Source organism: Flavobacterium sp. Leaf82 (assembly GCF_001422725.1).
GTDB lineage: Bacteria > Bacteroidota > Bacteroidia > Flavobacteriales > Flavobacteriaceae > Flavobacterium.
In genome coordinates this window covers 572,461-595,976 of sequence record NZ_LMMA01000012.1, presented here as the reverse complement: position 1 = coordinate 595,976, position 23,516 = coordinate 572,461, and the positions used below count along the sequence as shown (strand labels likewise).

Below are 23,516 nucleotides of genomic sequence, written 5' to 3'. Positions count from 1 at the left end.
TAAAACAAAAAACCCTGATTCTTTGGAATCAGGGTTTTTAAAAAGAAAGGCGACGACATACTCTCCCACATAACTGCAGTACCATCTGCGCAGGCGGGCTTAACTACTCTGTTCGGGATGGGAAGAGGTGAGCCCCGCCGCAATAACCACCTTAAGAAGTTATAATTGCTTTGGGCAATTTGCTTTTAATTAATAATTGATCATTAACCATTAATAATTAAAATAATATCTTAACATACTGAGATAAAGAAAAGTACTTTTATTTACTATTTTAGAAAGTTTCTTCCTCCGGGTTGCCCCGGAGGAAAAGGGTGTACATAAGCTTACGGATTATTAGTACTACTCGACTATGACATTACTGCCTTTACATCTATAGCCTATCAACGTGGTCATCTTCCACGATCCTTAAAAGAAATCTCATCTTGTGGTGGGTTTCGCGCTTATATGCTTTCAGCGCTTATCCCTTCCAAACGTAGCTACTCTGCGGTGCCCCTGGCGGGACAACAGATACACTAGAGGTTTGTCCAATTCGGTCCTCTCGTACTAGAATCAGATCCACTCAAATTTCTAACGCCCACAGTAGATAGAGACCGAACTGTCTCACGACGTTCTGAACCCAGCTCGCGTGCCACTTTAATGGGCGAACAGCCCAACCCTTGGGACCTTCTCCAGCCCCAGGATGTGACGAGCCGACATCGAGGTGCCAAACCCCCCCGTCGATATGAGCTCTTGGGGGAGATCAGCCTGTTATCCCCGGCGTACCTTTTATCCTTTGAGCGATGGCCCTTCCATGCGGAACCACCGGATCACTATGCTCTACTTTCGTACCTGATCGACCTGTATGTCTCTCAGTCAAGCTCCCTTATGCCATTGCACTCTACGCACGGTTACCAAGCGTACTGAGGGAACCTTTAGAAGCCTCCGTTACTCTTTTGGAGGCGACCACCCCAGTCAAACTACCCACCAAGCAATGTCCCCCGCAAAACGGGGTTAGGCCTCAGATAAACAAAGGGTTGTATTTCAACAATGACTCCACAACGCCTGGCGACGCCACTTCACAGTCTCCAACCTATCCTACACATCATTTATCCAAGGTCAATACTAAGCTATAGTAAAGGTGCACAGGGTCTTTTCGTCCCACTGCGGGTAAACGGCATCTTCACCGTTACTACAATTTCACCGAGCTCATGGCTGAGACAGTGTCCAGATCGTTACACCATTCGTGCAGGTCGGAACTTACCCGACAAGGAATTTCGCTACCTTAGGACCGTTATAGTTACGGCCGCCGTTTACTGGGGCTTCAATTCAATGCTTCTCCGAAGATAACATCTCCTCTTAACCTTCCAGCACCGGGCAGGTGTCAGGCCCTATACTTCATCTTACGATTTTGCAGAGCCCTGTGTTTTTGATAAACAGTCGCCTGGACCTCTTCACTGCGGCCCTGATTGCTCAGGGCGACCTTTCTCCCGAAGTTACAGGTCTATTTTGCCTAATTCCTTAGCCATGAATCTCTCGAGCACCTTAGGATTCTCTCCTCAACTACCTGTGTCGGTTTACGGTACTGGTACTAATTACCTGAAGTTTAGAGGTTTTTCTTGGAAGCCCTTAGGCGCACTATCTCTTTGTCCGAAGACTCCGAGTACTATCGTATTTCCCCAAGACGCGTGGATTTGCCTGCGCATCTTATAGGTAGGTACTTCAACGAACTATTCCGTCAGTTCGCGGCGCTTTCATCACTCCGTCACCCCATCACAGTAATTAGTAGTACGGGAATATTAACCCGTTAGCCATCGACTGTCCCTTTCGGGTTCGCCTTAGGACCAGACTAACCCACAGCTGATTAGCATAGCTGTGGAAACCTTAGTTTTTCGGTGTGCGGGTTTCTCGCCCGCATTATCGTTACTTATGCCTACATTTTCTTTTCTAACCAGTCCAGCATACCTTACGATACACCTTCAACCCTGTTAGAATGCTCCCCTACCACTTAGAGTAAACTCTAAATCCATAGCTTCGGTAATATACTTATGCCCGATTATTATCCATGCTCGTCCGCTCGACTAGTGAGCTGTTACGCACTCTTTAAATGAATGGCTGCTTCCAAGCCAACATCCTAGCTGTCTGGGCAGACAAACCTCGTTCTTTCAACTTAGTATATATTTGGGGACCTTAGCTGATGGTCTGGGTTCTTTCCCTCTCGGACTTGGACCTTAGCACCCAAGCCCTCACTGCTGTGAAACATTATATAGCATTCGGAGTTTGTCAGGAATTGGTAGGCGGTGAAGCCCCCGCATCCAATCAGTAGCTCTACCTCTATATAACTTTATGCACAGCGCTGCACCTAAATGCATTTCGGGGAGTACGAGCTATTTCCGAGTTTGATTGGCCTTTCACCCCTACCCACAGGTCATCCGAAGACTTTTCAACGTCAACCGGTTCGGACCTCCACTATGTGTTACCACAGCTTCATCCTGCCCATGGGTAGATCACACGGTTTCGCGTCTAACACTACTGACTAAAGCGCCCTATTCAGACTCGCTTTCGCTACGGATCCGTGGCTTAACCACTTAACCTTGCCAGCAACGTTAACTCGTAGGCTCATTATGCAAAAGGCACGCCGTCACCCCACAAAAGGGCTCCGACCGCTTGTAAGCGTATGGTTTCAGGATCTATTTCACTCCGTTATTCACGGTTCTTTTCACCTTTCCCTCACGGTACTGGTTCACTATCGGTCTCTCAGGAGTATTTAGCCTTAGCGGATGGTCCCGCCAAATTCAGACAGGGTTTCACGTGCCCCGCCCTACTCAGGATACCACTATCTATTATACTCGTTACCCATACGGGGCTATCACCCTCTATGGCGTCACTTTCCAGTAACTTCCGGTTCCTTGTACATAAAATATCGTGGTCCTACAACCCCAACATTGCCGTAACAACATTGGTTTGGGCTAATCCGCGTTCGCTCGCCACTACTTACGGAATCACTTTTGTTTTCTTCTCCTCCGCCTACTTAGATGTTTCAGTTCAGCGGGTTTGCCCACCTATCGGTGTACTATGTCTTCAACATAGTGGGTTGCCCCATTCAGGTATCTGCGGATCAATCGGTGTGTGCCCGTCCCCGCAGCTTTTCGCAGCTTATCACGCCTTTCATCGCCTCTGAGAGCCAAGGCATCCCCCATACGCCCTTATTTTGCTTATTGTACCAATCCTAAAATCAATTAGGACCGTTTTTTTTGTCTTTTGTTAGTTATAACAAAAAACGCTTTCTACTTTTTATTATTTTCTTATCTCAATATGTCAATGAACTTTGTTTTGCTTTAGGCCATAAGCCGTAAGCYGTAAGCTTTCGCTTTTGTGGAGAATAACGGAGTCGAACCGTTGACCTCCTGCGTGCAAGGCAGGCGCTCTAGCCAGCTGAGCTAATCCCCCATTTTTCAATCTTAGATTGTAGAATTCAGATTTTAGATTTCTAATTCTTCTCTAATTTCCTGTGGTGAATCCCAACTTCCAGAATTTCCTTTTTTAAGTCAAATAGTAGTCCCGGGCAGACTCGAACTGCCGACCCCTACATTATCAGTGTAGTACTCTAACCAGCTGAGCTACGAGACTCTGTTTTACTTAAAATTTATTATTTGAACTAACAGCAAGAGTAATTGAATTTCAAAATTCAGATCCAATAAATAGACATCTTTTTTCCCCAGCGTGTGTTTCCACTAACACTTGGGGCTCTAGAAAGGAGGTGTTCCAGCCGCACCTTCCGGTACGGCTACCTTGTTACGACTTAGCCCTAGTTACCAGTTTTACCCTAGGCAGCTCCTTGCGGTCACCGACTTCAGGCACCCCCAGCTTCCATGGCTTGACGGGCGGTGTGTACAAGGCCCGGGAACGTATTCACCGGATCATGGCTGATATCCGATTACTAGCGATTCCAGCTTCACGGAGTCGAGTTGCAGACTCCGATCCGAACTGTGACCGGTTTTATAGATTCGCTCCTGGTCGCCCAGTGGCTGCTCTCTGTACCGGCCATTGTAGCACGTGTGTAGCCCAAGGCGTAAGGGCCGTGATGATTTGACGTCATCCCCACCTTCCTCACAGTTTGCACTGGCAGTCTTGTTAGAGTTCCCGACATGACTCGCTGGCAACTAACAACAGGGGTTGCGCTCGTTATAGGACTTAACCTGACACCTCACGGCACGAGCTGACGACAACCATGCAGCACCTTGTAAATTGTCTTGCGAAAGTTCTGTTTCCAAAACGGTCAATCTACATTTAAGCCTTGGTAAGGTTCCTCGCGTATCATCGAATTAAACCACATGCTCCACCGCTTGTGCGGGCCCCCGTCAATTCCTTTGAGTTTCATTCTTGCGAACGTACTCCCCAGGTGGGATACTTATCACTTTCGCTTAGCCACTGAAATTGCTTCCAACAGCTAGTATCCATCGTTTACGGCGTGGACTACCAGGGTATCTAATCCTGTTCGCTACCCACGCTTTCGTCCATCAGCGTCAATCCATTAGTAGTAACCTGCCTTCGCAATTGGTATTCCATGTAATCTCTAAGCATTTCACCGCTACACTACATATTCTAGTTACTTCCTAATAATTCAAGTTTAACAGTATCAATGGCCGTTCCACCGTTGAGCGATGGGCTTTCACCACTGACTTATTAAACCGCCTACGGACCCTTTAAACCCAATGATTCCGGATAACGCTTGGATCCTCCGTATTACCGCGGCTGCTGGCACGGAGTTAGCCGATCCTTATTCTTACGATACCGTCAAGCTCCRACACGTCGGAGTGTTTCTTCTCGTATAAAAGCAGTTTACAATCCATAGGACCGTCATCCTGCACGCGGCATGGCTGGATCAGGCTTGCGCCCATTGTCCAATATTCCTCACTGCTGCCTCCCGTAGGAGTCTGGTCCGTGTCTCAGTACCAGTGTGGGGGATCTCCCTCTCAGGACCCCTACCCATCGTAGCCTTGGTAAGCCGTTACCTTACCAACTAGCTAATGGGACGCATGCTCATCTTTTACCGTTGTGACTTTAATATAATCTCGATGCCGAGTCTATATACTATGAGGTATTAATCCAAATTTCTCTGGGCTATCCCTCTGTAAAAGGTAGATTGCATACGCGTTACGCACCCGTGCGCCGGTCTCAGGTTCCGAAGAACCCTACCCCTCGACTTGCATGTGTTAAGCCTGCCGCTAGCGTTCATCCTGAGCCAGGATCAAACTCTTCATCGTATATTGTGCGCNCAGGTTCCGAAGAACCCTACCCCTCGACTTGCATGTGTTAAGCCTGCCGCTAGCGTTCATCCTGAGCCAGGATCAAACTCTTCATCGTATATTGTGCGCYTTAATYRCTTAAAGCTATTTATTATTCGATGTTTTCYCTATCGGTTCTTTTCAAATCTCTCGATTCCATTACTCTTATTCTTTTGTTYTAACATCTCTGTTAAAACGGCTGTCAATTCAATATGTCTACGAACGTGTTTCAATTTTGTTTCGCTTCCATTACTCTTATTCTTTTGTTYTAACATCTCTGTTAAAACGGCTGTCAATTCAATATGTCTACGAACGTGTTTCAATTTTGTTTCGCTTGTTTCTCAAAGCGGGTGCAAAAGTAGAAAAMTTATTTCTAAATGGCAAATGTTTTTTGAAGTTTTTTTTTAAGAAAATTTAATTCCCTTTTTCCTTCTCAAACCTTACCAACTTATCAATGAACTTTCCGTGTTTTGCGGGGTGCAAACTTAAAACTTTCTTTCAATTCCCACAAGCTTTTCTTAATCTTTTTTTTTATCAATGAACTTTCCGTGTTTTGCGGGGTGCAAACTTAAAACTTTCTTTCAATTCCCACAAGCTTTTCTTAATCTTTTTTTGAAAATAAATTTTCGTTCTGATCTCAATTGCTTGCCGGTATTTCASTGAACGTCTATCGCTGTTGCGGGTGCAAAAGTAGACCCTTTATTTACATTTACAAGCTTTTTTATTGCATAATTTCAATGTTTTTTAAAACTTTTTCTTAACACTCTGATAACACNGTTGCGGGTGCAAAAGTAGACCCTTTATTTACATTTACAAGCTTTTTTATTGCATAATTTCAATGTTTTTTAAAACTTTTTCTTAACACTCTGATAACACCAAACTTAGCTTTTTACCTTTTTTGCCTTTTGTGAGGTTTTTCAGCTACGCATTGGGGTTTCCTTAATAAGCCGCTTTGAATAAGTCCCGTTTTTATAGGTTTCACAGATTTTTATATCCTTTAATGAGGACTTTGTAATAGGTAAATTAATGGCTTTAGACCAGTTTGCCACGAAGACACTAAAGCACAAAGCTCTTTTTACTGCGTTTTTTAATCTCGAAAAGGCGCAAAGACACTAAACTTATTTTTTATACCGCTTCAATAGTTTACTATGAGATCGCGAAGTTTCTTTTTATACTTATATATAGATACTCTTCTTATGAAAACCTATGCCCTAGCCCGGATAGAAGTGGAAATCCTTTTGTGCCGGTGTTCGGCACAAAAGATTGGAACGGATAGCGGGAAATAGCTCCTGAACTTTAAAATTCCAATTTTTTTCAAATTCCAAATTCCAAAGACTTCGACTTCCTCAGCCGGACAAACTATTCCAAATAATAACAAACCCGACAGGTTTTTATGGGTTCTTTCGTTATAATGATTATGAAAACCTATGCCCTAGCCCGGATAGAAGTGGAAATCCTTTTGTGCCGGTGTTCGGCACAAAAGATTGGAACGGATAGCGGGAAATAGCTCCTGAACTTTAAAATTCCAATTTTTTTTCAAATTCCAAATTCCAAAGACTTCGACTTCCTCAGCCGGACAAACTATTCCAAATAATAACAAACCCGACAGGTTTTAAAAACCTGTCGGGTTACATAAAGATTATAGCCATTTATTCGAAACGAATTGCTTTGACCGGTGAAATCTTTGTTATTATATAAGACGGAATTAACAACACGACAAAACAAACTGTTATAGTAAGTAAATTTAGCAGGGCTATATATCCCCAGTTTAAATATACCGGTGCCTGATTGACGTAGTAGTTTTCAGGATTTAACTGCACTACTCCGAATTGCTGCTGGATTAATAATATTGCGACACCTATTAAGTTACCCCAAAACAATCCCCGTATGATGAGATAGAATGCGTTGTATAAAAATATCTTGCGAACTGTCCAGTTGTTTGCTCCCATTGCTTTCAGAATTCCGATCATTTGTGTACGCTCTAATATAAGTACTAATAAAGCAACAACCATATTAATGGTTGCAACTAAAATCATAACGCCCAGAATAACGACAATATTGAAATCGAACAATTGTAGCCAATCAAAAATATAGTTGTATTTTTCGATTATGGTTTTTGTATCTAAAGTAGACGATGTATGATCGTATATTTGACTACCGGTTGTTTTGATATTATCGAAGTCTTTCACAAATACCTCGAAAGCTCCAACTTGATCCGGACTCCATTTATTGATACGCTGAATGTGACGAATGTCTCCTATTATATAGGTAGCATCGAATTGCTGAAATCCTGAATTAAAAATACCCGAAATTTTGAATCTACGACTGTTTGGCATTTTTCCTTGTTCTTCTTTAATAAAGAATGTATTGAAATTATCTCCAACTTTTAAATTAAGCCGATCTGCGAGAAGCCTGGATATTAAAACTTCCTCATTTAAAGTTTTAGAAAAATCAGGTACTTTGCCATCAACAATGTACTCTTTTATATTATTCCAGTCGTAATCTGCTCCTACACCTTTGAAAACAATTCCTTCAAAAGCATTTTCAGTTCTAATGATTCCAGCCTTACTTGCGATTGCCTGAATATGACTTACCTCTGGAACTGATTTGAAATTGGGATAAAAATCCTGTTTTTTGGAAATTGGAGTTAGAGTAACTTCAGAATTGTTATTGTCAAAATTTGATATTATAATCTGACCGTTGAAAGCTGAAACTTTATCACGTATCTTTTGCTGCAAACCAATGCCGGTAGCAACTGAAACGATCATCATAATAATTCCAATTGCAATTGCAGTAATAGCAATTTTTATAATTGGCGCTGATATACTGCTTTTATAATCTTTTGCAGTTATAAGTCTTCTGGCTATGAAATATTCTAAATTCAAATTTCAGTTGTCTTTTATTAATTATTATAACGGAGTTTTTCATCCGAATCAAAAATACATTTTAAAAAGTAAAAATCAATTGCTTCTAAAAACAATAACAAGATCTATATCTTACAGCGGAAGTTTCTTTTTCATTTCTTCTACTATATTATATGCAGCAGGACAAATAGCAACATTTTTTAAAGTAAGATCTGTAATTTGATTAAACTTTTTACGATCTGTATGCGGAAACTCTCTGCATGCTTTTGGACGAACGTCATAAATCATACAATAATTTTCGCTATCCAGAAAAGTACAAGGGACACTTTTTAAAACATAATCTTTATCTTCATCAATTCGAAGATATTGTTCTATGAATTGCTGTGGTTTTTGCCTGAACGATTTTGAAATTCTTTCGATATCCGCCAAAGTAAATAAAGGTCCAGTTGTTTTACAGCAATTGGCACATTGTAAACAATCTGTCTTTTTAAATTCCGCATCATGCAAATCCTGCATGACGTAATCTAAATTCTTAGGCTGTTTCTTTTTCAGCTTATCAAAATACTTTTTGTTTTCGATATGCTTATCTTTGGCTAACTTATTTAAGTTATTTAAAATTTGTTTCAAGTTTACTTTTTAAAGTTGATGTGCAAAATTAAACAACTTTAAACTTGAAACCCTAAACTTTGAACTAAAATACGATGAAAGATCTATTTGGGAAAGCGATGTTCGACTTTCAAACCAATAATTCTCCTGAAGACATCATTACAGAAACTACGATTTCTGAAGAAGATGAAATGAGTATTGATTATTTATTCCGTTCTTATGATGATATGCCAAAATTGGAGCAAAAAGCGTTACAATTAGCAAGTGGAAAAATATTAGACGTTGGCTGTGGTGCCGGAAGTCATAGCTTATCTTTGCAAAATGACCGCAATTTAGAGGTTACGTCAATTGATATTTCAGAAAAAGCAATTGAAACCTGTAAACTTCGTGGTGTAAAAAATCCAAAAGTTCAAAACATATTGAATTTTGAAGGAGAAAAATTCGATACAATTATTTTATTAATGAACGGTGTTGGTATTTTTGGAAAATTGGAAAATTGCAATAAATTTCTATCAAAACTAAAATCTCTTTTGAATCCAGGCGGACAAATCTTATTAGATAGTTCTGATATCATTTATATGTTTGATGAAGATGAAGATGGCGGAAAATGGATTCCGTCTAATAATGACTATTATGGGGAACTTGTTTTTAATATTTCTTATAAAGGCGAGAAAGAAGAACCATTTGATTGGTTGTACTTACATTACAACACACTTCAGAATGCTGCAATTGCAAACGGACTTAAATGTGAGCTAATTTTAGAAGGCGAACATTATGATTATTTGGCCAAACTTTCGATTTAAAATAAAAAATCAATAATCATGGAAACATCAGATTTAGAAAAATTAAAGTATCCGATAGGAAAATTTGAATTTCCGAAGGAATTTAGTCCTGAATATATTTCCGATAAAATTCTCGAGATCGAATCTTTTCCTGAAAAACTGAAAAAAGAAACTATTCATTTGACTGACGAACAATTGAACACGCCATATCGTCCCGACGGATGGACGGTTCGACAAGTAATTCATCATTGCGCAGAAAGTCATATGAATTGTTTTATCAGAATAAAATGGTCTTTGACAGAAAATAATCCAGTGATAAAGCCTTATGATGAAACTTTGTGGTCTGAATTGCCTGATAATTTAAATATGCCAATTCAGCCTACATTAACTTTATTGAAAGGTTTACATTTCAGACTGGGTTACATTCTGAGAAATTTATCTGATAACGATCTTGAAAAATCATTTATTCATCCTGAGAATAATTCAGAATACAAAATAAAACAACTAATTGGAACATATGCCTGGCACGGAAATCATCATTTAGCACATATTACTACTTTAAAAAAATATAAAAACTGGAAATAAAAAATACATGTTTCTTTTTTTACACACTGTATATTATTTATCCTAAACAAAAAAATCTCTTCGACTAAAGAGATTTTTTTATATCCTTTAGGGAATATTTAAATATTTATGTGTTTGAAGGGAAACTCTCCACTTTGGATTGTTCATTACATAATCAACAATCAAAGGTGTCATTTCTTCTTTCTTGCTCCATTCTGGCTGTAAAAACAAAATAGCATTGTCACTTACTAACTCAGCTTGTTCTTCTGCAAAAATAAAATCGTGTTTGTTATAGATAATTACTTTTAATTCATGTGCATTATCATACACGGTTTGCGTTGGCAATTTATTCTTTTTTGGCGAAAGACAGATCCAATCCCAGGTTCCACTTAACGGATATGCTCCTGAGGTTTCTATATGAACTTTTAGGTTTCTGTTTTTTAACTCCTGAGTCAACAAAGTCATATCCCAGGTTAAAGGCTCGCCACCAGTAATCACAACAGTATCTGCTTGGGTTGCTGCATTATTTACAATTAAATCAACACTTGTAGGCGGATGTAATTCTGCATTCCAGCTCTCCTTCACATCACACCAGTGACAACCAACATCGCAACCTCCAATTCGTATAAAGTAAGCCGCGGTTCCTGTATGAAAACCTTCTCCCTGAATGGTATAAAATTCTTCCATCAAAGGCAACATAGCTCCTTTATTTACTTCTAATTGTATTTCTTTTGATAACATTATTTCAATTTAAAGTGCAAAGATAGTCAATTAAATACGGAACAAAAAAAACCGATAGTTCAAAGAACTATCGGTTTTATATTTAATAAAGATCTTATATTATTTTAAAGCTTTTACAGATTGTGCAGCATATGTATTTGCAGGATCTAAAACTAAAGTTTTGTTGAAATACTCAATTGCTTTTGCTTTATCAGTGTTTGCATAAGCAGCACCAATTGCATTATAAGATTCAATAACTTTTTTAACAGTAGCAGGTTTCGCTAATTCTTCAGCACCTTTAGCTGTAGTTTTAGTCAAATACTCATTATAGTTTTTTATAATCAAATCATCTTTGTCTAATAAACTGTTGATTCTTCCTTTATATAAATATGCTTCATCATAAGTAGGAGAAGCCGTTAAAACTTTATCAAAAGTAGCATCTGCTTTTTGCAATGCAGCTGCATCACGAGTTTCTGCCGTTTTACCAGCGTTACCATAATAAACTGAAATACCATAATAAACTAAATCATCAAGATAATTTTTAGATTCTGCATTACTAGCACCAAGTTCAAAAATAGAAGCTGCCTGAATATATTGTTTTTTCCCAAACAATGCTTTTCCAAAATCAGCAAGTTCTTCTACTACTAAAGGCTCTAATTCAATAGCTTTTTTAATATCTGCAACACCTGCATCAAAAGCAGCCTGATCTACAACTCCTTCAGCATTAGTCCCTTTTTTAATTTTAGATAAACCTAAATATAAATAATCTCTACCAATTACTTTGTTCGAAGGTACTTTAATAAAATCTTCTATAGATTTAATTGCTACATCAACATTTCCGTTTTCGTAAGCAGCATACCCTAAATATCTGTAAATTCTTGGATTAACTTTATCTTCAGCAATCATTTTGTTTGCTACTGTTTCAAGAGTTTTATAATCTTTTACTAAGATTAAGAAATCTGCATGACGCATTTTAGAATCTAAAGAGTAATCTGTAAGACTTAGGTATTTTTCGTAGTTTGTAATTGCATTTTGCATATTAACTTTAGCGGTAGATGTTTTATTTCTTCCCCATTTGTAATATGTTTCAGCCAATTCTCTGTAAACAGGACCATAATTAGGATTTAATGCGATAACTTCATTAAAAGATTTAATTGCTTCTTCATAAGATTTAGCACCTTTTAATAAAACTCCTAATTGCATTTTTGCTCTTAAAAGTGTTGGATCTGCAGTAAATGCGTCACGGTAAGCTTTATAAGCATCATTTTGATTGTTTGCTCCATAATAAGCATCTCCAATTGTTAAAAGTGCAGTTGCATTTTGTGGCTCAATCAATAAGGCACGTTTTAAAACAGCAACAGCATTTGTATAATCCGGACTAGTTGAGTTGATATATGCTCGACCAATGTAAATAAATTCCTCTACATCTTTACGTTTCATATCTTTTGTAGCCAAACCAAAATTAGCCTGAGCTGCAGTAGCGTTCTTGCTATCAAGATCTATCTGACCTAACCCAATATAATTTAAGTTCTTTTTATCTGATGCCTGTAATCCGTTTGAGTAATAAATTTTAGCAGAATCAACAATAGATTGATTTAAATATACATTACCTAAAACAAAATTTGCTTCTCCATCAGACGGTTTTGCTTTGATGATTGATTTAAGCAAAGATTTTGCTTTTTGAAATTGTTCAGCATCGATTGCTTTTTTAGCTTCTTTGATATCTTGCGCTTTTGCAACAGTAGCTGAAGCAACTAAGGCAAGACTAAAAATTTTAAATTTATTCATCTTAATTGTAATTAATTTATTCTTTATCGTTTATAATTTGACTTCTAATTTTAAGTTTTCTTCCTGGAGTTCTAATAGGTAATAATCCTGATTTTAAAACAATACGTTGTCCAATGTCTCCTGAAATAAACGAAGCGAACCCCATTCCTAAACCTGTATATCCCTGACAATTTATAATAAACAAATCGCGTGCCAAAGGATATTTCATTTCTCCAAGATCATTTTGGGTCGGATCGTAATATTTATCACCATTTAACCCTTTAACGCTCATGACGTTTATTTTTTTAATAATATCCAGCATGTTTGGAGATGGCTGATAAAGCCAATTTACTCCTACTACACCAATCATTCCGTCATTCTCTGAAACGAATTTAATAACTTCATCATTAGTTTTAAAAGAAAACACATTCTTTGAAGGAATATCTTTCACTTTCGCCAATTCCTTCATGTATCTTACTGTACTAGAATTTGGATTATCAAACACAAGACCTTTTATTCCGGAATCTTTACCTTGCATAAAATCAATTACCGTTTTCAACGCAATTAATGTATCATTATTGCCTTTATTAGTAACAAAAGCAATTGCATCTTTAGCAAAAAGTGTAACTCTGGGATTGATTTTACTTTTTTCGAATCTCGCTTTTTCTTCCTTAGTCAAGTCTCTGGTTGTAACAGCTACTTTTGCTTTTTGATTTAATAAATCATTTATAAGTTCTGCTTCAGATTTAGGTTTAAGCGAAATCTTATCATCGTAATAAGTTCCTTCAAAAACAGCCACCATATCTTCGACAATAGGTTTTACTGTTTCATCTACAGTAATGTCAATTGATCCCTTTAAAATTGTTTCATTATCAGCTTCATTTTTACTTTTTTGGTTGCACATGGCAAACAAAAAAACAAAAACTATGAAAGCTACAATTTTACCATATTTCAACATAATTATTCTGCATTTGAATTAATTAATCTTAGAAAACGAATTGCTGAATATACGATCAATAATCCGCCAAAAGCATATCTGTATTTAGGTTCCATATCTAATGGGAGTTTTTCCCAGAACATAATCATTAAACCCAGTACAAGATATATTAAAAAAAACATTATTCCTAAAACAAGAAGAAATCGCTCTTTGAGCGATTTCTTCTGAATATTATTAAGCTTATCTTTTAACATTATTCTGCAGATTGAATAGTAATAGGAAGAGAGTAAAGAACCCTAACTTTTTTACCATTTTGCTCGCCGGGAGTCCATTTTGGACATTTTTTAAGAACACGAATTGCTTCTGCTCCTGTACCGTAACCGATATCCCTTAAAACTTTAATGTCGGTTAATGAACCGTCTTTTTCAACTACAAAAGTAACATAAACTTTACCTTTTAAACCTTCTTCTTCCGGAGTCTTGTAATTATTTCCTACGAATTTGTAGAATTTTTCAATACCTCCAGGGAAATCTGGTTTTACTTCGATACCTGCAGTATTATAAACATTGTTATCTTCCTGAATGATCTCCGTAACTGGTCCTTTACCAACTGGTTCGTCAACAGTTAAAACTGCGTCCGGATCTCCTTTGATAGTTTCGTTACCAACTTTTTTATCTTTAAGATCCACAATTTTTGGTGGGTCTTCAGTAACTTCATTTGCTTTAGCAACTACCGGTTTCACAAACTTAACCTGATCCACTTTTGGTGGTGGTGGTGGTGGTGGTGGTTGATTTGGCTTAATTTCCTCTTTCTTAGGAGGTAATTTTACTGTAGCAATTTTAATATCGTTATTTACCACTTCTTCTTCAGAATCTGGTAAAAAGCTTGCAATAAGAGGAGCTGCAACAGCAACACTGAAGATAAGCGAACCTATTATAAGAGCCTTTACAGTAGTCTTATTATTCGATTTTCTTAATTCATATGCCCCATATATCTTATTACGTCCTTCGAATACGATATCAAGCCATTGATTTTTAATTATATCTAATTTCATTTTTCTTGATTATTAAGGATTAAAACTAGATTACTCTGGTTTTTTATCTATTAATTTCGTCTCTTCCGGAGTAAACTCAGGAACAATAGCATAAGTATCTACACCAGAGATAGCCATCTCGTCCAAAATATCAACCAAATTGCGGTAATTTGATTTTTTAGTTGGCTTAATAATAACTATAATTCCGTTTTTAGGTTTCCCTAAAGCTGTAGAGTAAGCCAATACTGCTTTTTTCTGAGTCAATAGTTCTTTACGAATTCCATCTTTACCATAGGCGATATCTTTAGGTCCAATTTTTGGAGTTGCAAGCAATCCCATATAGTAAACCATTTTATTATCAGCACCCAGCATAACTGTCATCGTACGATTCTCATCTACTTTCGTATCAACTTTCTTTGTTGGATCATCTTCTTTATCTGGCAATGACAAATCCATTGATTGAGGTTTTGACAACGATGTGGTTAACATAAAGAATGTGATCAATAAGAATGCCAAATCCACCATCGCTGTTAAATCGACTTTAGAATTCTGCTTTTTACTTCTTACTTTACCACCTTTTCCGCCACCACCGTCGCCGGTATTTAATTCAGCCATTTTAGTGTATATTTTTTAATTAAAAGTCTCTTCCTCTCGTACCTGTAACTAAGTTAAAGGAATTGATTTTCTGATCTTGTAAAATATCCATTATCTTTTTGATTTGTGGATATTGTTCTTTAGCATCACCTTTTATCGCAATTTGTAATTCTTTATCATCAAGATCAATTGCAGCTCTTCTTGAAACCAAAAGCCACTCTTTTAATTGATTGTCTAACGAATCTATTGGAATTCCAGGTTGATCAGCTTTAGTTCTGTCAGCCGCTTTCATGTCAATGATTTGTTTCAAATTTGTTATTGGCACACCGAAGTCATCCATTAAAGCAAATTTAGTTTTATCATCTTCTGAAAAAGTCACACCGAATTTTGCACCCATTCCTTCAAGAGTTCTTTTACGAATCTCTCTTCCTTTTATGTCAAAAAACACTTTGCTTTTTCCATCTTTTCCTGTTCCTATTGTAATAATTGCTAAATCAGAATCCGGCAATTTAGTTTGAGCAACAGATGAAGGCATATCTACAGGAAGTGCTTCAGGCACTTTAGCAGTAGCGGTCAAAATAAAGAACGTAAGCAAAAGGAACGCAACATCACACATGGCAGTCATATCTGTCGATGTTGACTTTTTTTTCATTTTTATTTTAGCCATTATCTTTTATTTTAATTTGATATAATTAATTGTAATTATTAATAATCAAAAATTAATTATTGTTTCAAACTTCCTCTGAATCTTCTGTAAGTATTTACAATTGTAGTACCAGCCTCATCGATAGAGTAAGTTAAATCATCAATTTTAGCAGTAAAGAAGTTATAAGAAACGATCGCTAAGATTGAAGTAGAGATACCTGTTGCAGTGTTGATAAGTGCCTCAGAAATACCTGTTGCAAGAGCTGCCTGGTCTGGAGTTCCAGCAGAAGCTAACGCACCAAACGCTTTAATCATACCTGATACTGTTCCTAATAATCCTCCTAATGTACCTAAAGATACTAAAGTAGAGATAATAGTCATGTTTTTTTCTAACATTGGCATTTCTAATGAAGTTGCCTCTTCGATTTCTTTGTGGATTACTTCTGCAGCTTCCTCACTGTTGAATCCTTCTTTTTTAACGTCTTGGTATTTAATCAAAGCAGATTTAATTGCATTTGCAACTGAACCTTGTTGTTTGTCACATGAAGCGATTGCAGCCTCGATGTTTCCTTCTTTAATATTTCCCTGAACGCTTTTCATGAATTTGTCTAAGTTAGCTTTTCCTGCTGCTTTACCAATAACGATAAATCTTTCAATTGAAAAAACAACAACCATTAAAAACATACCTAATAATACTGGTACAATAAAACCTCCTTTATAAACCTGTCCTAATGTATTGATTGGATGACCTGTTTCTGGATTACCTCCTTCGAAGTTAGCAGCATCTCCCATGATTACTTTCCAAATAAACACCCCAACTAAGATACACGCAACAATAATGATTCCTGTAATCATTCCTCCTCCATTTGAAGTGCTTTCTTTTTTAACTTTAACGTTTGCCATTTTTTTTAATTTTAATAGTTTTAAATAATTTTTATTTTTTAGTTATATTTAACTTGTAGAGGAGCAAATTTATACGTTTAGTTTAAATAAAAAAACTTTTTTTAATTTAATTGAACGAAATTTAACGTCAATTTAAAAAATATCTCATTAAATTGCCCCCATCATTTTTTAGATAAAACAAAAAACGGGACGATTAATGGGAAAATTACAACGTTTTAGTAAATATTCAAACATTCCTTTGATATCTTCTTAAAAAGTTGCGAAATTATTTTTTATATATTTTTCAATCAAAAATAGCTTTTTCCTACTAAAAAAAATAAGTCTAAAATGTTAAAAAACCAAACAATATTCTTATAATCATCTAAATTACAAATAAAAACATGAATAAAAAAGAAAATTTCATTCAGGATATAAACAATGGTTATATGTCGAAAGGTGATAGTATAATACTGGGAGGAGCCATTCTTGACGGGGAACCACTTCCTGAAGCTCATGTCAAAATCCCATTAAAAACTTTAAATCGCCACGGACTTATAGCCGGAGCAACCGGAACTGGAAAAACCAAAACTATTCAGGTTTTTTCTGAACAGTTGTCAAATGCCGGGATTCCTGTTTTGATGATGGATATTAAAGGAGATTTTAGCGGAATTGCGAAAGAAGGTAAAGAAGAAGGTTTTATTACAGAACGACATGCAAAAATAAATATACCTTATAATGTAGCAGCATTTCCGGTTGAGCTTATGTCTTTATCTAAGCAAAACGGAGTTCGTTTACGTGCTACGGTTTCTGAATTTGGTCCTGTTTTGTTTTCCAGAATTTTAGATTTAAATGATACTCAGGCAGGTGTCGTATCCGTTATCTTTAAATATTGCGATGATAACCAAATGCCTTTATTAGATTTAAAAGACATCAAAAAAGTTATCAATTATATTACCGAAGAAGGAAAAGAGGAAATTGCGGCTAGCTATGGTAAAATTTCCACAGCAACAACCGGAACAATTCTTAGAAAAATCATTGAACTTGAACAACAAGGCGGAGATTTATTCTTTGGGGAAACTTCTTTTGAAACTGATGATTTAATGCGTATTGATGAAAACGGAAAAGGATATGTAAACATTATCCGCTTGACGGATATTCAGGACAAACCAAAATTATTCTCGACTTTTATGTTGAGTTTATTGGCTGAAATATATCAAAAAATGCCTGAAAAAGGAGATGCGGAACAACCTGAATTGGTGATTTTTATTGACGAAGCACATTTGATTTTTAGCGAAGCCAGCAAAGCCCTTCTGGAACAAATTGAAACTATTGTAAAACTGATTCGTTCTAAAGGTGTTGGTATTTATTTTGTAACTCAAAATCCAATGGACGTTCCAAGTGGCGTATTGGCTCAATTAGGACTAAAAATTCAACATGCTTTAAGGGCGTTTACAGCAAACGATCGTCAGGCAATCAAAAAAACAGCTGATAATTACCCTACTTCACAATATTATAAAACAGATGAATTACTGACCAGTTTAGGAATTGGAGAAGCCTTGGTGACAGCATTAAACGAAAAGGGGATTCCAACACCACTTGTCGCGACCATGATGCGCGCGCCAATGAGCCGAATGGATGTTTTATCTGCTGATGAAATTGAGGCTATTAACAGCAAATCTAAGCTTGTTAGAAAATACGCTGAAGAAATTGATCGTGAAAGTGCTTACGAAATCCTAAACAAAAAAATTGCCGATGCAGCGCAAGCAACTGCTGAAAGACAAGAACAAGCACCAACAAGATCTTCAAAAACTGAAGAAAGCACAACAAGTGTGGTCACAAAATCAGTTTTAAAAGTCGTTACAAGTGCTACCTTTATAAGAGGAGTTTTTGGCGTATTAACCAAGATATTCAAAAAGTAATGAAATAAATCAAACCATATAAGTGATATAAGTTAATTTATGTGTACAATTATATCGAGTATATAAATATCAAACCCGACAGGTTTTAAAACTTGTCGGGTTCAATTATATAAAGCTTTAAATAAACTTAGATCACTTATATGGTTCAAAAAACTATGCGTTTTGCAACAACTCGAGAATCTTATTTTCGATTTCTGGTGTGTTCCAAATATTTTCGATGTTATTGAGTTTTAAAATTTCTTCCATAATTCCGTTTTGAAAATCACCAATAGCCAAAGCTTCGGCATAAGGACGATCACTAAAAGTAACACGACTATAAAGCGGAATCCATTTATCAGGATGTTTATCAGAGAAAGCTTTTTCTATTTTCTTTTGCAATAAGAATTTTTCATCTGCCGTCTTTGTACTCATTTCCATGAAATTTCGGTAGGAGAGTTCTGCGATTGCATCAGCATTTGGCTTACGGGAAATTTCATATTCAGAGAAAATCTTCTTCCAGTCGTCTCCATATTTTTCGATCATTTCATTTAAAACCGTGATATCTTCAAAACCGGCATTCATTCCTTGTCCGTAAAACGGAACAATAGCATGACAGGCATCTCCAATTAAAGCTATTTTGTTTTCATACGTCCAGGGAAAACATTTCATCGTAACCAAAGTACTGGTTGGATTCTTAAAGAAATCTTCTGCTAATTTTGGAATCACTTCAATCGAATCCGGAAAGTTTTTCTCAAAGAAATCTTCTACCATTTTACGATCTGTAAGCGATGCAAACGAATTTTCTCCTTCAAAAGGCATGAACAAAGTACAGGTAAAACTTCCGTCAAGATTAGGAAGTGCGATTAACATATATTCGCCACGAGGCCAAATATGAAATGAATTTTTATCCAGTTTATGTGTTGCATCAGGATTTGCCGGAATATTTAATTCTTTGTATCCCATATTCAAAAATTCCTGAGAATAATTAAACATGCTTTGGCGTTGCATTCTATGGCGGATTCTCGAAAAAGCACCATCGGCACCAAAAACCATATCGTATTTTATCTCCTCCCACTCGCCTCTTTCGGTTTCACCAATATGCAAAGTTGCATCGCTAAGTGTCACGTCCCAGATTTTTTGTTCAAAGTAAAATTCGGCTCCGGCTTGTTCAGCCAGATCAATCATTTTCCTGTTCAGCGTTCCTCTCGAAATCGAAAAAATCGACTCGCCTTCCTGCCCATAGTTCTGAAAATTGAGTTTATCGACCAAATGAATTGCACGTTTGTCCATAGGAATTGCGATTTCACGAACCGAATCGCCAACGCCAACTCCGTCAAGGGCTTTCCAGCCACGATTAGACATAGCTAAATTTATAGAACGACCCGAAAAATTAATTTTACGAATATCAGGACTACGATCATAAACATGAACGATGTGACCTTCTTTTTTGAGATAAATTGCCAATAGTGATCCTACCAATCCAGAACCTACAACAGCAATTTTTAGTGGAGTTTGCATCAAGAAAAATCTAAATATAAGATCGTAAAAATAAGTAATAATTCTACAAGAGCTTAAAAATAAAGGAAATATTTATGATTAATATGGGCATGTCCCGCCGAAAAAAGCGGGTCGGGCTTTCGGCTATATTCCCTATTAACAAAAACTACGGCAAAAAGCCTTGTTTTTCTAAATAGCGAGATACCGCCTCTATCCCTCATGCGAGTCTCATTTTCATAACAAATTCCAGTTTTTAATGATTTATTAGAAATACAGAAAAACCTATTTTCGCTTTATAAGAAAAAAAATCAGCCCACGGATGCGACGGATTAAACAGATCTGCGGGTAATAACCAAACTACTTTACTTAAATAAACACCATGAAAAGCGAACTATTACGATCCGATATCATTCTTGAAAACGATAAAGTATTATTACTCCCATTTGAAAACGAAAGAAATATCGAACTCAAAGAAATTATTTTCGATGATGAAATCTGGAAATACATGGGAATGTATGTTCAAAATGATGCTGACTTCGAAAATTATATCAAAACCTCTTTAAAACAAAAAGCAGACGGAATTTGTTATCCGTTTTTAATAATAGACAAAGCCACAAACAAAGTTACAGGAAGTACTCGTTACGGATATCTAAATCACGCGAGCCAAAAATGCGAAATTGGCTGGACATGGTACGGAAAACAATTTCAGGGAACGGGCTTAAATAAAGCTTGTAAGTACGAATTATTAAATTTTGGTTTCGAAAATATTCAATTTAAAAGAATACAATTTAGTGCTGACCTTGAAAACAAAAAATCACAACGGGCAATTGAAAAGTTGGGTGCCATAAAAGAAGGTATCTTTAGAAACAACTATGTAGACTCTGAAGGAAAAAGTAAAGATGATGTTTATTATAGTGTGATTTTGGAAGAATGGGAAAATACTAAACGAGAGTATTTTTCTGAGTTTATATGAGATATCTTATCTCACTTTTGTTAGATAAAAAGTGTTACTTTAGCTTGGACTTTCTAAACTAAAGTAGCACAAAAATCGCTAACATATTACCCAGAATGAACCTATATTCAGAATATTATGTAAATGAAAAATCTGAGCGATTTGTCAATAAAATTTGGTGTCTCGATAACAGCATCGGCGAAAGCCTGATCGAAAACAAACTTGTTTTACCTAATGGCTGTTTTAATCTTGCCATTGTTAGCGGAAACTCGATAGAAGTTCACACAAGTAAAAACAAATATACAATGAACGAAGGATTCTACTTTTGTTCGCAAATGACCAATAAAGTTTTGGTTAATATTCAGCCTAAGACTAAAGTCACGATTATTCAATTACATGCCTGGACACTTTCTATGTTTCCAAAATATGATTTGAATAATTTTTCAGATGCTATTATCAAAATTGATGCTGCCGAATTGCCTTTTCAAAACAAAATTGAAACTGATTTAAATAGTGATATTTCAGCATTATTAAATACAATTAATTCTTATTTCGAAGAATTAAACACTTCATATCCAATCAAAAACACCGTCGAAAAGATTTGCGAAATCATTAAATTTCATAACGAAGAAATTACGGTTTCTGAAATTGGAAAAAACCTGAATTCTTCGCAAAGATCGCTTCAGATTAAATTTAAAATTGCAACAGGACTTACGATTAAAAATTACATTCAAATTCTCAAGTTCAGAAAATCAGTCGATCAAATGGTAAATTCTAATCCTGAAAAACTGAGTTTGACCGAAGTTGCACTTTATAACAAATATTTTGACCAGTCGCATTTTATAAAAAAATTCAAAGATGTGACCAAAACGACTCCGAAAACTTTCAATTCTGATTCTTATTTTCTTTCTAAAAAAAGATAACATTTCGCATTTGTACAATTTTATTAGCAATGTTTGAGGTAATATTGCAAAATCATCAATCAATCAAATCAATCATAAAATGAAAATCAACAACTCATTTTTCCGGCTAAAAGCACTTTTAGTTGGAATACTGCTCATCCAATTCCACATTGGATTTTCTCAGGAAGAAAAAAACTCAAAATTGTATAAGACTATCATGTCAAAAGACAGTCTTCTTTTTAAAGTTGGCTTTAATACTTGTGATGTTTCGCAGTTCGAAAATCTACTAAGCGACAACTTCGAATTTTATCATGATAAAGACAGCATTCAGGATAGGGCTTTATTTCTAAAAAATATTCGAAAGGGTTTATGTTCTTCTACCAAAACCTACCAAGCCAGAAGAGATCTAGTCGAAGGCAGTACCGAAATTTATCCTTTATCTAAAAACGGAATTCTTTACGGTGCTTTACAAGTTGGGATTCATCAATTTTTTGAACCTGTACCAGGACAGAAAGATAAATTTGGCAGCACTGCAAGATTTACTCATGTCTGGACATTAGAAAACGGCACATGGAAACTGCGAAGGTCCTTTAGTTACGATCATCAGAACGTAAATACGGCAGGCACAAAATCAAGCATTTTTGATAATGAAACGGAAATTCAAAAATGGCTGAAACAAAATAATGTTCCTGCGCTTGGAATTGGAGTAATCAATAACGGAAAATTACAGCAAATAAAAGTATTTGGAGAGCTCAAAAAAGGAGTTACAGCTCCTTATAACACAATTTGGAATGTTGCTTCACTGACTAAACCTATAACCGCAATTGTAGCATTAAAACTGGTAAGTTCAGGAAAATTGAATTTAGATGAACAGTTGTATAAATACTGGACTGATCCTGATATTGCAAATGACCCAAATGTGAAATTACTGACCACAAGAATAATTCTAAGTCACCAGACAGGTTTTCCAAATTGGAGGTTTATGAACGAATCAGGAAAATTGGATTTTAAGTTTAAACCCGGAACAAAATATCAATATTCAGGTGAAGGATTTGAATATTTGAGAAAAGCACTTGAAAAAAAATTCAACAAAACTTTAGAACAGTTATCGAATGAATTAGTTATCAAACCATTGAAAATGAACGACACTAAGTTTGTATGGAACGATATAACCGATGTTTCAAGATATGCAATTGGATATGACAATAAAGGAAATGATTATGAGCCAACTAAAAATAAAACTGCAAATGCTGCAGATGATTTACTCACGACAATTGAAGATTACGGAACGTTTTTATGCAGCGTAATGAACAGTGACGGATTGAGCAAAAAGGTATTTGACGACATGATATCGCATCAGGTTGAAACAAAGAAAAATAAATATTTTGGACTAGGTTTCGAAATATATGATTTAGGAAACAATGATTATGCTTTATCACATGGCGGAGCAGATCAAGGAGTTCAGACTATCGTTTTGCTACTGCCAAAAACGAAACAAGGTTTGATTATTTTTACCAATGTTGATGACGGATATAAGGTATATGAAAAAATAGTAAATCATTATTTAGGCGAAAACGGAAAGAAAATAATTGACATTGAAACGAAATAA

The 23,516-nt window shown here is 36.2% G+C and carries 17 protein-coding genes, 2 tRNA genes and 3 rRNA genes; 6 read left to right on the top strand and 16 right to left on the bottom strand.

Annotated elements, in window-relative coordinates; all coding sequences use genetic code 11:
- Positions 1–44: 44 nt before the first annotated feature.
- The 7 genes from rrf to ASF10_RS11125 form a co-directional block, all read right to left on the bottom strand.
- Positions 45–154: ribosomal RNA gene (gene rrf, locus ASF10_RS11160) — 5S ribosomal RNA — on the bottom strand.
- Between the two features lie 159 nt (positions 155–313).
- Positions 314–3,197 (bottom strand): 23S ribosomal RNA (locus tag ASF10_RS11155).
- 155 nt (positions 3,198–3,352) lie between these two features.
- Positions 3,353–3,426: transfer RNA gene (locus tag ASF10_RS11150), tRNA-Ala, on the bottom strand.
- A 106-nt stretch (positions 3,427–3,532) separates the two neighbouring features.
- Positions 3,533–3,606: transfer RNA gene (locus tag ASF10_RS11145), tRNA-Ile, on the bottom strand.
- Between the two features lie 123 nt (positions 3,607–3,729).
- Positions 3,730–5,243: ribosomal RNA gene (locus ASF10_RS11140) — 16S ribosomal RNA — on the bottom strand.
- The 16S, 23S and 5S rRNA genes sit together here with 2 tRNA genes alongside, the layout of an rRNA operon.
- A 1,670-nt stretch (positions 5,244–6,913) precedes the next feature.
- Positions 6,914–8,149, bottom strand: a complete 1,236-nt coding sequence (locus ASF10_RS11130; protein WP_056248939.1) for an ABC transporter permease — start codon at positions 8,147–8,149, stop codon at positions 6,914–6,916.
- 111 nt (positions 8,150–8,260) lie between these two features.
- Positions 8,261–8,755, bottom strand: a complete 495-nt coding sequence (locus ASF10_RS11125; protein ID WP_056248936.1) for a YkgJ family cysteine cluster protein — start codon at positions 8,753–8,755, stop codon at positions 8,261–8,263.
- 74 nt (positions 8,756–8,829) lie between these two features.
- Here ASF10_RS11125 and ASF10_RS11120 point away from each other — a divergent pair, with 74 nt between their 5' ends.
- Together ASF10_RS11120 and ASF10_RS11115 are read left to right on the top strand one after the other, a co-directional pair.
- Complete coding sequence (locus tag ASF10_RS11120) at positions 8,830–9,537, top strand: class I SAM-dependent methyltransferase (RefSeq protein WP_056248932.1); 708 nt, start codon at positions 8,830–8,832, stop codon at positions 9,535–9,537.
- 18 nt (positions 9,538–9,555) lie between these two features.
- Positions 9,556–10,101: a YfiT family bacillithiol transferase gene (locus tag ASF10_RS11115; RefSeq protein WP_056248929.1), complete on the top strand. Its 546-nt coding sequence runs from the start codon at positions 9,556–9,558 to the stop codon at positions 10,099–10,101.
- Between the two features lie 87 nt (positions 10,102–10,188).
- Here ASF10_RS11115 and ASF10_RS11110 read toward each other — a convergent pair whose 3' ends face one another.
- The 8 genes from ASF10_RS11110 to ASF10_RS11075 form a co-directional block, all read right to left on the bottom strand.
- Positions 10,189–10,821, bottom strand: coding sequence for a 7-carboxy-7-deazaguanine synthase QueE (locus ASF10_RS11110; RefSeq protein WP_056248926.1), 633 nt, complete (start codon positions 10,819–10,821; stop codon positions 10,189–10,191).
- Between the two features lie 99 nt (positions 10,822–10,920).
- Positions 10,921–12,588: a tetratricopeptide repeat protein gene (locus tag ASF10_RS11105; RefSeq protein WP_056248924.1), complete on the bottom strand. Its 1,668-nt coding sequence runs from the start codon at positions 12,586–12,588 to the stop codon at positions 10,921–10,923.
- Between the two features lie 16 nt (positions 12,589–12,604).
- The gene (locus ASF10_RS11100) at positions 12,605–13,525 is read right to left on the bottom strand and encodes a PstS family phosphate ABC transporter substrate-binding protein (RefSeq protein ID WP_056248921.1); all 921 of its coding nucleotides are present in this window, start codon (positions 13,523–13,525) and stop codon (positions 12,605–12,607) included.
- A 2-nt stretch (positions 13,526–13,527) separates the two neighbouring features.
- Positions 13,528–13,758 carry a hypothetical protein gene (locus ASF10_RS11095; RefSeq protein WP_056248919.1) on the bottom strand — a complete coding sequence of 77 codons (231 nt, stop codon included), beginning with the start codon at positions 13,756–13,758 and terminating at the stop codon, positions 13,528–13,530.
- On the bottom strand, positions 13,758–14,558 hold the full coding sequence (locus ASF10_RS11090) for an energy transducer TonB (protein ID WP_055093612.1): 801 nt from the start codon (positions 14,556–14,558) through the stop codon (positions 13,758–13,760). Before ASF10_RS11090 ends, ASF10_RS11095 begins: the two co-directional genes overlap by 1 nt.
- A 30-nt stretch (positions 14,559–14,588) precedes the next feature.
- Positions 14,589–15,152 (bottom strand): ExbD/TolR family protein, encoded by a 564-nt coding sequence (locus ASF10_RS11085; protein ID WP_056248917.1) that lies wholly within the window; start codon positions 15,150–15,152, stop codon positions 14,589–14,591.
- Between the two features lie 19 nt (positions 15,153–15,171).
- Positions 15,172–15,798: an ExbD/TolR family protein gene (locus ASF10_RS11080; RefSeq protein ID WP_056248914.1), complete on the bottom strand. Its 627-nt coding sequence runs from the start codon at positions 15,796–15,798 to the stop codon at positions 15,172–15,174.
- A 56-nt stretch (positions 15,799–15,854) separates the two neighbouring features.
- On the bottom strand, positions 15,855–16,679 hold the full coding sequence (locus ASF10_RS11075) for a MotA/TolQ/ExbB proton channel family protein (RefSeq protein ID WP_055093618.1): 825 nt from the start codon (positions 16,677–16,679) through the stop codon (positions 15,855–15,857).
- Between the two features lie 380 nt (positions 16,680–17,059).
- On the opposite strand from ASF10_RS11075, the gene ASF10_RS11070 reads away from it, so the two are divergent.
- Positions 17,060–18,577 carry a helicase HerA-like domain-containing protein gene (locus ASF10_RS11070; RefSeq protein WP_056248911.1) on the top strand — a complete coding sequence of 506 codons (1,518 nt, stop codon included), beginning with the start codon at positions 17,060–17,062 and terminating at the stop codon, positions 18,575–18,577.
- Positions 18,578–18,730: 153 nt separating this feature from the next.
- Here ASF10_RS11070 and ASF10_RS11065 read toward each other — a convergent pair whose 3' ends face one another.
- Positions 18,731–20,074 (bottom strand): FAD-dependent oxidoreductase, encoded by a 1,344-nt coding sequence (locus tag ASF10_RS11065; protein ID WP_056248908.1) that lies wholly within the window; start codon positions 20,072–20,074, stop codon positions 18,731–18,733.
- A gap of 358 nt (positions 20,075–20,432) precedes the next feature.
- Here ASF10_RS11065 and ASF10_RS11060 point away from each other — a divergent pair, with 358 nt between their 5' ends.
- From ASF10_RS11060 to ASF10_RS11050, 3 genes are all read left to right on the top strand, one after another.
- Entirely contained in the window at positions 20,433–21,026 is a 594-nt protein-coding gene (locus ASF10_RS11060; protein WP_056248906.1) for a GNAT family N-acetyltransferase, read from the top strand.
- A 95-nt stretch (positions 21,027–21,121) separates the two neighbouring features.
- Positions 21,122–21,928, top strand: coding sequence for a helix-turn-helix transcriptional regulator (locus ASF10_RS11055; RefSeq protein ID WP_056248903.1), 807 nt, complete (start codon positions 21,122–21,124; stop codon positions 21,926–21,928).
- Positions 21,929–22,007: 79 nt separating this feature from the next.
- The gene (locus ASF10_RS11050; RefSeq protein WP_056248901.1) at positions 22,008–23,516 is read left to right on the top strand and encodes a serine hydrolase; all 1,509 of its coding nucleotides are present in this window, start codon (positions 22,008–22,010) and stop codon (positions 23,514–23,516) included.

What these genes read in the sequence shown, in the direction of transcription:
- ASF10_RS11120 (WP_056248932.1), top strand. Translation starts at nt 8,830, where the DNA reads ATGAAAGATCTATTTGGGAAAGCGATGTTCGACTTTCAAACCAATAAT.
- ASF10_RS11115 (WP_056248929.1), top strand. Translation starts at nt 9,556, where the DNA reads ATGGAAACATCAGATTTAGAAAAATTAAAGTATCCGATAGGAAAATTT.
- ASF10_RS11110 (WP_056248926.1), bottom strand. Translation starts at nt 10,821, where the DNA reads ATGTTATCAAAAGAAATACAATTAGAAGTAAATAAAGGAGCTATGTTG.
- ASF10_RS11105 (WP_056248924.1), bottom strand. Translation starts at nt 12,588, where the DNA reads ATGAATAAATTTAAAATTTTTAGTCTTGCCTTAGTTGCTTCAGCTACT.
- ASF10_RS11100 (WP_056248921.1), bottom strand. Translation starts at nt 13,525, where the DNA reads ATGTTGAAATATGGTAAAATTGTAGCTTTCATAGTTTTTGTTTTTTTG.
- ASF10_RS11095 (WP_056248919.1), bottom strand. Translation starts at nt 13,758, where the DNA reads ATGTTAAAAGATAAGCTTAATAATATTCAGAAGAAATCGCTCAAAGAG.
- ASF10_RS11090 (WP_055093612.1), bottom strand. Translation starts at nt 14,558, where the DNA reads ATGAAATTAGATATAATTAAAAATCAATGGCTTGATATCGTATTCGAA.
- ASF10_RS11085 (WP_056248917.1), bottom strand. Translation starts at nt 15,152, where the DNA reads ATGGCTGAATTAAATACCGGCGACGGTGGTGGCGGAAAAGGTGGTAAA.
- ASF10_RS11080 (WP_056248914.1), bottom strand. Translation starts at nt 15,798, where the DNA reads ATGGCTAAAATAAAAATGAAAAAAAAGTCAACATCGACAGATATGACT.
- ASF10_RS11075 (WP_055093618.1), bottom strand. Translation starts at nt 16,679, where the DNA reads ATGGCAAACGTTAAAGTTAAAAAAGAAAGCACTTCAAATGGAGGAGGA.
- ASF10_RS11070 (WP_056248911.1), top strand. Translation starts at nt 17,060, where the DNA reads ATGAATAAAAAAGAAAATTTCATTCAGGATATAAACAATGGTTATATG.
- ASF10_RS11065 (WP_056248908.1), bottom strand. Translation starts at nt 20,074, where the DNA reads ATGCAAACTCCACTAAAAATTGCTGTTGTAGGTTCTGGATTGGTAGGA.
- ASF10_RS11060 (WP_056248906.1), top strand. Translation starts at nt 20,433, where the DNA reads ATGAAAAGCGAACTATTACGATCCGATATCATTCTTGAAAACGATAAA.
- ASF10_RS11055 (WP_056248903.1), top strand. Translation starts at nt 21,122, where the DNA reads ATGAACCTATATTCAGAATATTATGTAAATGAAAAATCTGAGCGATTT.
- ASF10_RS11050 (WP_056248901.1), top strand. Translation starts at nt 22,008, where the DNA reads ATGAAAATCAACAACTCATTTTTCCGGCTAAAAGCACTTTTAGTTGGA.